8 protein-coding genes are annotated in these 7790 nt (G+C 69.3%); 5 read left to right on the forward strand and 3 right to left on the reverse strand.

What is annotated here, in order from left to right; genetic code table 11:
* Positions 1–52: 52 nt before the first annotated feature.
* Complete coding sequence (locus H149_RS0111375; protein WP_020649881.1) at positions 53–937, reverse strand: phosphoribosylaminoimidazolesuccinocarboxamide synthase; 885 nt, start codon at positions 935–937, stop codon at positions 53–55.
* 166 nt (positions 938–1103) lie between these two features.
* Between H149_RS0111375 and rpe the strand changes: the two genes are divergently transcribed.
* The 5 genes from rpe (at position 1104) to H149_RS0111405 (ending at position 5297) form a co-directional block, all read left to right on the forward strand.
* Positions 1104–1793, forward strand: a complete 690-nt coding sequence (gene rpe / locus H149_RS0111380) for a ribulose-phosphate 3-epimerase (protein ID WP_020649882.1) — start codon at positions 1104–1106, stop codon at positions 1791–1793.
* Positions 1794–1982: 189 nt separating this feature from the next.
* Positions 1983–3437 (forward strand): anthranilate synthase component I, encoded by a 1455-nt coding sequence (gene trpE / locus H149_RS0111390; protein WP_020649884.1) that lies wholly within the window; start codon positions 1983–1985, stop codon positions 3435–3437.
* 53 nt (positions 3438–3490) lie between these two features.
* The gene (locus tag H149_RS20700; protein WP_020649885.1) at positions 3491–3913 is read left to right on the forward strand and encodes an FxsA family protein; all 423 of its coding nucleotides are present in this window, start codon (positions 3491–3493) and stop codon (positions 3911–3913) included.
* Complete coding sequence (locus tag H149_RS0111400) at positions 3913–4755, forward strand: class I SAM-dependent methyltransferase (RefSeq protein WP_020649886.1); 843 nt, start codon at positions 3913–3915, stop codon at positions 4753–4755. The genes H149_RS20700 and H149_RS0111400 overlap by 1 nt, the downstream gene beginning before the upstream one ends.
* A 116-nt stretch (positions 4756–4871) precedes the next feature.
* The gene (locus tag H149_RS0111405; RefSeq protein WP_154654754.1) at positions 4872–5297 is read left to right on the forward strand and encodes a hypothetical protein; all 426 of its coding nucleotides are present in this window, start codon (positions 4872–4874) and stop codon (positions 5295–5297) included.
* Between the two features lie 61 nt (positions 5298–5358).
* Here the strand turns inward: H149_RS0111405 and H149_RS0111410 are convergent, their stop codons facing one another.
* Together H149_RS0111410 and H149_RS0111415 are read right to left on the reverse strand one after the other, a co-directional pair.
* Positions 5359–5832 (reverse strand): MaoC family dehydratase, encoded by a 474-nt coding sequence (locus H149_RS0111410; RefSeq protein ID WP_020649888.1) that lies wholly within the window; start codon positions 5830–5832, stop codon positions 5359–5361.
* 83 nt (positions 5833–5915) lie between these two features.
* On the reverse strand, positions 5916–7340 hold the full coding sequence (locus H149_RS0111415) for a M20/M25/M40 family metallo-hydrolase (protein ID WP_020649889.1): 1425 nt from the start codon (positions 7338–7340) through the stop codon (positions 5916–5918).
* Positions 7341–7790 lie beyond the last annotated feature (450 nt).

Genomic DNA, 7790 nt, shown 5'->3' on the forward strand with positions numbered 1-7790 from the left:
GCCGGACGGCTGCGCCGCTGCACGCCCTGCAGCGACGATGGCCAGCGACGCCTTACACCCCGGTCAGCAGACGCTGCGCCTCGCGATACTTGGCGGCGGTTTTTTCGATGATCTCGGCCGGCAGCTGCGGGCCCGGCGCCTGCTTGTTCCAGTCCAGCGTCTCGAGGTAGTCGCGGACGAACTGCTTGTCGAAGCTCGGCGGGCTGATGCCCGGGCGGTAAGTCGCCGCCGGCCAGAAACGCGAGGAATCCGGCGTCAGCACTTCGTCGATCAGATGCAGGCGGCCTTCGGCGTCGAGGCCGAACTCGAACTTGGTGTCGGCGATGATGATGCCGCGCTCGGCGGCGTAGGCCGAGGCTTCGCGGTAGATCGCCAGCGTGGCGTCGCGCACCTGCGCGGCGAGATCCTTGCCGATGCGCTGCTCGACTTCGGCGTAGCTGATGTTCTCGTCATGCTGGCCGACCGGCGCCTTGTCGGCCGGCGTGAAGATCGGCTCGGGCAGGCGGTCGGCCAGCTGCAGGCCGGCCGGCAGCGTGATGCCGCAGACCGCGCCGGTCTTCTGGTAGTCCTTCCAGCCGCTGCCGATCAGATAGCCGCGCACGACCGCTTCGATCGGCAGCGCCTTGAGCTTCTTGACGACCACGAAGCGGCCTTCGATCTGCCGGATCTCGTCCGGCGTCAGGTACTTCGTCAGATCCACCTCCGGTGCGAGATGGTTCGGCAGGATGTGCGTGAAGCGCGCCATCCAGAAGTTCGTCACCGCGGTCAGCACCGCACCCTTGCCGGGGATCGGCTGCGGCAGGATCACGTCGAACGCCGACAGGCGGTCGGAGGTGACGATCAGCATGTGCGCATCGCCGAGCGCGTAGATGTCGCGGACCTTGCCCTTGTGCAGGCGCGGAACGCTGGTGATCGACGATTCGTAAAGGGCTTGCATGGGCGTGACGGGAGCCTGGCGGACAAACAGGCGCGCATTGTGGAGAAGCCGCGCTGGGGGGTAAAGCCGGCGGCGCCCGCGCGGCCGCGATCGCGCTGCGCGATCGGCCCACCTGATCGGTGATAATGGCGCCCCGCCCGCCGCCCCGCCGCTTACGGTTTCCCGCATGGCCAAGCTCGCCCCGCTGATCGCCCCCAGCATCCTGTCCGCCGACCTCGCCCGCCTCGGCGAAGAAGTGACGAAGGTGCTGGCCGCCGGCGCCGACATCGTCCACTTCGACGTGATGGACAACCACTACGTGCCGAACCTGACCTTCGGCCCGGCGATCTGCGAGGCGCTGCGCAAGTACGGCGTCAGCGCGCCGATCGACGTGCACCTGATGGTCGAGCCGGTCGACGAACTGGCGGCGATGTTCGCCAAGGCCGGCGCCAGCTACATCACCTTCCATCCGGAGGCGAGCCGCCACATCGACCGCAGCCTGCAGGCGATCAAGGCCGCCGGCTGCAAGGCCGGGCTGGTGTTCAATCCGGCGACGCCGCTCGACGCGCTCAAGTACGTGATGGACAAGGTCGACATGGTGCTGCTGATGTCGGTCAACCCCGGCTTCGGCGGCCAGAGCTTCATTCCGGCGGCGCTCGACAAGCTGGCCGAGGCGCGCGCGCTGATCGACGCCTACGTCGCGAACAACCCGGGCCGCGAGATCCGCCTCGAGATCGACGGCGGCGTGAAGGCCGACAACATCCGCGCGATCGCCGCCGCCGGCGCCGACACCTTTGTCGCCGGCAGCGCCATCTTCGGCGCCAAGGATTACGCCGCGACGATCGCGGCGATGAAGGCCGAGATCGCCCAGGCCTGAGGGCTGCGGCGCCGCGCCGAACTCGCGTATAGTTCGGCGCCGAGATTTCATTCGTTCACGAGAACCGACGCATGCTTCAGTCTCTGCAATGGACCGCGTCTCCGCGCGGATGGTGGCGATGGCGCTGATTCGCGCCGCGGCCCTGCGCCGCCCGTCCCCCATTCCATTTCCGATTCCCGACTGAAGACCATGACGCACTACAACCGCATCGCGCTGTCGCGCGAGCTGCCCGGCGACCTCGACACGCCGGTCGGCGCCTATCTCAAGCTCGCCCACAAGCCGCACGCCCGGGGCTATTCGTTCCTGCTCGAATCGATGGTCGGCGGCGAGCAGTGGGGCCGCTACTCGTTCATCGGCCTGCCGTCGCGCGAGGTGCTGCGCGTGGTCGGCCACGAACTCAGCGTGAGCCGCGACGGACAGGTCGTCGAGACCGCGCAGGTCGACGATCCGCTGCCGTGGATCCGCGCCTACGCCGCGCGCCACCGCGTGCGCCCGGACCCGGCGCTGCCGCGCTTCTCCGGCGGTCTGGTCGGCTACTTCGGCTACGACTGCGTGCGCTACTTCGAGCCGAAGCTGGCCGGCACGGCGAAGCCGGACCCGATCGGCGCGCCCGACATCCTGCTGATGCGCGCCGAAGAGCTGGTGGTGTTCGACAGCCTGCGCGCGACGCTGACGATCATCACGCACGCCGATCCGGACGACGCCGCCGACGTCGAGCGCGCGCGCCAGCGCCTCGACGAGATCGAAGCCCTGCTCGCCCGCCCGCTCGCGCACAAGCCGGCGCTGCCGGTCGCCGCCGGCCGCGAGCTGCCGTTCACGTCGAGCTTCGGCGAGGAGCCGTTCAAGGCGGCGGTGCGCCGGATCCAGGCGTACATCGCCGCCGGCGACTGCATGCAGGTCGTACCTTCGCAGCGCCTGTCGGCGCCGTTCGCGGCCGATCCGCTGCAGCTGTACCGCGCGATTCGCCGCCTGAATCCGTCGCCGTATCTGTACTGCATGGATCTCGGCGACCATCACGTCGTCGGCGCCTCGCCGGAAGTGCTGGCGCGCGTCGAGAACGGTCTGGTCACGGTGCGGCCGATCGCCGGCACGCGCAAGCGCGGCAAGAATCCCGACGAAGACGCGGCGCTGGCCGCCGATCTGCTCGCCGATCCGAAGGAGATCGCCGAGCATCTGATGCTGATCGACCTCGGCCGCAACGACGTCGGCCGCGTTTCCGGCATCGGCTCGGTGCAGCTCACCGAGAAGATGGTGATCGAGCGCTACAGCCACGTCATGCACATCGTCAGCAACGTCACCGGCCAGCTGAAAGAAGGCCTCGACGCGCTCGACGCGCTGGCCGCGATCTTCCCGGCCGGCACGCTGTCCGGCGCGCCGAAAGTGCGCGCGATGGAAATCATCGACGAGCTCGAACCGGTCAAGCGCGGCATCTACGGCGGCGCCGTCGGCTATCTCGGCTGGGACGGCAACATGGATACCGCGATCGCGATCCGCACCGCCGTCATCAAGGACGGGCTCGTCCACGTGCAGGCCGGCGCCGGCATCGTCGCCGACTCCGATCCGCAGTCCGAATGGGACGAGACCATGAACAAGGCCGCGGCGATGCTGCGCGCCGCCGGCGCCGTCTCCGGCGCCGCGGACTGAGAGACCAGGCCGCCGGCGCGGAACGTTTCGCGCGCGCCGGCGGTCCTACGCCCATGCCTCTGATCGTTCTTTTCCTGCTCTGGTCCGGCGTCGAACTGCTGCTGGCCGCCCGGCTCGCCCAGCTGATCGGCGTCGGCGGCGTGCTGCTGTGGCTGCTCGCCGCCGCCGCGCTCGGCGTTTTCATGATCCGCCGCCAGGGTCTGCAGACGCTGCGCGAACTGCAGCAGGCCAGCCTCGGCGGCGAGATGCCCGGCGAGGCGCTGCTGCGCGGCGGCCTCGTCATCGGCGCCGGCGTGCTGCTCATCATTCCCGGCCTGCTCACCGATCTGTTCGCGCTCGTGCTGCTGTTGCTGCGCCTGCGCCGCGGCGGCCTGCGTTTCGCCGCGCGCGTCGCGCGGCCGATGATGCGTCGCGGCCCGGTCACGCTCGACGGCGAATACGCGGAAGTGCCGCGGTCGCGGCTGCCGAAGTCCTGATGCCCGCCGGGCCGCTGCTGACGCTCGCCGTCCACGAGGCGCTGCTGGCCGCGCGCGAGGCGGGTCACGCCGAAGCCGAGGTCTCACTCGACCTCGGCCGCACGCAAAGCCGGGTCGGGATCGGCGCCGCACACTGGCGCTGGGCCGGCGCCGACTATCCGTATCCCGAACGCTGCCGCGAGCGCACCGTCTACCACTGGAGCGGCGCGGCCTTCGAAGCCGTGCAGCGCTACGGCAGCGCGCTGATCAAGCTGGTGCCGACCGACTGGGGGCCGCCGACCTTCGAGATCGACGGCATCAAGATGCTGCCGACCGCCAGGGTCTCGCCGCTCGCCGACGCACAGACCAAGGTCGGCTACGTGCAACCGCGCGGCAAGCGCATCCTCGACACCTGCGGCGGCCTCGGCTACTTCGCCGTCTGCGCGCTGCAGGCCGGCGCCGCCGAGATCCGTTCGTTCGAGAAGAACGCCGACGTCATCTGGGTGCGCGGCCTCAATCCCTGGTCGCCGGAAACGCAGCCGGAACTCGCCGATGCCGCGCGCTACTCGCTGACGCACGCCGACGTCACGCAGGCCCTGCCGGCGCTGCCGAGCGCGAGCGTCGACGCCGTGCTGCACGACCCGCCGCGCTTCGGCATCGCCGGCGAGCTGTACTCGCAGGCCTTCTACGACCAGCTCGCCCGCGTGCTCAAGCCACACGGCCGCCTGTTCCACTACACCGGCACGCCGAACAAGCTCACCAGCCGCCGCGACGTGCCGCAGGAAGTTTCGGCGCGCCTGCAGAAGGCCGGCTTCCGGACGCGGATCGAGGGCGACGGCGTCGTCGGCGAGAAAGCCCGGTAGGCGCGCACCGTACGCGCTCGCCGCGACGCAGCGCACGAATCGATCGCCCAGTTGTCTCGACGCCGGCAGCGTGAACTGTGAAGCTGCCCCGACCACGACCACGTGAGGGGAAAACCATGCGACGACTAATTGCGGGCCTGATGCTGCTGACGGCGTTCTGCACGCCCGTCGCCCTCGCGGCGAGTGCGCCGTCGCCGGACGAAATGGCGGACGCGCTGTTCGGCAAGATGATCAAGGGCGACAGCGGCCAGGCTGTCGACGAGTTCTTCTCAGCCAATCCGCTGGTTCTGCAAAAGGCCCAGCAGATGCAACTGCTCAAGGGCCAGCTCGGCACCGTCATGCAGATCTACGGCAAGCCGTTCGCGTACGAGAAGATCTCGACCGAAGACATCACGCCGTCGCTGCAGCGGCGGCTGTACCTGACCAAGCACGAATATCACCCGGTGGTCTGGGAGATGTACTTCTACAAGCCGAAGGACCGCTGGCTGCCGGACCAGCTGCTGTTCGTCGACCAGTACCAGGTGCTCGGCCCGAAGAAGTAGAAACGCGGATGCGCCGCGTCGCGCCGGCCGACGGTCCGGCGCAGCGCGCCCGGCCCCGGCCTCAGCCGCTGCGCCCCGCCAGCATCCGCTTCGCCGTGTACGTCAGCACGCGCTCGTCGCGCGTGCTGTAGACCTCGATCTCGCTGCTGACGATGGCGCGGTTGTGCTTCGACGTCGGCTTGACCTCGGTGACGGTGACGACGGCCCAGATCGTGTCGCCGACGCGGACCGGCGCGATCGCCTTCAGCGACATTTCGAGCAGCGCCAGGCCGGTGCCCTGGATCATGGTCTGGAACAGCAGGCCCTCGATCAGGCACTGCGTCAGCGCCGCCGGCACCGGGCGTCCGCCGATCGCGCCACCCTCGAATTCGGCGTCGATGAAGATCGCTTCGAGCATGCCGGTCACCGAGATGAAGTTGACGAGATCGGTCTCGGTGACGGTGCGGCGGATCGTGCGGAAGCGCTGCCCCGCCTGGATGTCCTGCCAGTAGAAACCCTGCCCCAGCAGGGCCGCGTCGTGTCCGGGGGTGCTCATCGCCTGTCTTCGCTCCTGAGGTGTAAGAGCCGGCGCTGCCGCCGGCCCGGTCGGGGGCCGATCTTAACGGCTGGCGGCGCCGCCTAGTCCTTCTGGTTGGCGTAGACCTTGACGATCTCGTAGAGGAAGGCGCGGCCGTCCAGCAGCGATTGCACGCGTATGCGCTCGTCGACGCCGTGCGCGTGGCTGCCCTCGGCGTCGTGGAACAGGCCGGACAGACCGTAGCTGGGAATGCCGGCGCCGATCAGGAAGCGACTGTCGGTGGCGCCGGTCGACATCGTCGGCACCACGATCACGCCCGGCCACATCTTCTGCGCGAGCTTCTGCACCGGACCGAGGATGGCGGCCGTCAGCGGCGGCGGCGCGCCGATGCCGGTCGACGGTTCGACCTCGGCGCTGACGGTGACCCGCTCGTCGCCGATCAGTCCGACCAGCGTCTGCCGCACGGTCTCGGGTGCGACGCCGGGCAGGATGCGGCAGTTGACGTTGGCGGTGGCGCGCTGCGGCAGCGCGTTCGGCGCGTGACCGGCATTGACCTGGGTGGCGACGCAGGTCGTGCGCAGCATGCTGTTCCAGCCGGGGTTCTTCGCCCACAGGCGCGCGGCGGCGGCCTGGTCCTGCGGATCGGAGAGGATCGCGCGCATGTCGGCGGCAACATCCGGCGCCGAAAGCCTGGCCTGCTGCGTGAAGTAGCCGCGCGTGGCGTCGTTGAACTGCGTCGGGAAGGAGTACGCGCCGATCCTGTCGAGCGCCGCGGCGAGACGGTAGATCGCGTTGTCCGGCACCGGCCGCGAGCTGTGGCCGCCGGGATTCGTGACCTCCAGCTTGAAGTCCTGATAGACCTTCTCGCCGGCCTGGATCTGCAGCGCGCGCGGCTTGCCGTCGCCGTCGAGTTCGCCGCCGGCGCCCTCGTTGATCGCGAACGCGGCGTCGAGCACCTCGGGCCGGGTCTTGAGCAGCCAGCGGACACTGTTGAAAGTCTGCGGCGTTTCCTCGCCGCAGGTCAGCGCCAGCTTGAGACCGCGGCGTGGCTTGAAGCCCTCCTGGCGGTAGCGGATCAGGCTGTCGGTGAAGACCGCCGCCATCGCCTTGTCGTCGCTGGCACCGCGCGCGTAGAAGAAGCCGTCTTCCTCGACGAGCGTGAACGGATCGCGCTGCCAGTCCTCGCGCTTGGCCTCGACGACGTCGAGGTGCGCGAGCAGCAGGATCGGCTTGAGCGACGCGTCGCGGCCCGGCAGCGTGGCGATCAGCGCGCCGTCCTGCGGCCGCTCCGGCGGCGCGAGGATCTGCAACTGGGCATCGCCATAGCCGGCGTTCCTGAGCCGCGCCGCCATCTTCTCGGCCGCCGCCGTGCAGCTGCCGGCCGACAGCGTGGTGTTGGTTTCGACCAGCTCGCGGTAGAGCGAACGAAACGCCGCTACGCCGGCATCGCCGGCGGTCGCCGCCACCGGCTGCGCGGCAGCGGCCAGCGCGGCGAGGACAAGGGAAGCACTGCGAACGGCGCGCATGCCGGTCTCCGGGTCAGGAATCTGCACAAGGGCCGGAGCCTAGAAAGCGCAGGCCCGCCCGCGCAAGAGGGCGCGACGTATCGCGCCGGCGCGGGCCGTGGCGTTGATATGACTTCCGCCGTCAAGAACGAGAGATGAATTTTTTGCTGTTTTCAGCTCATCTCGATTTACGACTCCTCTGAAGGCGGCGCAGCCAGCACGCTCGACGGTTGCTCACGCTGATATACGCGGGTTGGATACCGCAGTGCTGTGATCCGTCCATGCGCCTGCCGCGGTCTAGGCTCGCGAGTCGGCGATGCTCTGCCGTCGCCCAACGCCAGCGCGGATTGCGCATATTCACCGGGCTGCGCCGCCGTCAGAAGACTCGCCCTCCTGGGTTTGGGTGGATGGGGGAAGTGCGAGGTGCCGCTACGCCATCGCCGATGCGATCCGTGCAAGGTCCCAGACGAA

This window comes from Solimonas variicoloris DSM 15731 (genome assembly GCF_000382285.1).
Taxonomy (GTDB): Bacteria; Pseudomonadota; Gammaproteobacteria; order Nevskiales; family Nevskiaceae; genus Solimonas; species Solimonas variicoloris.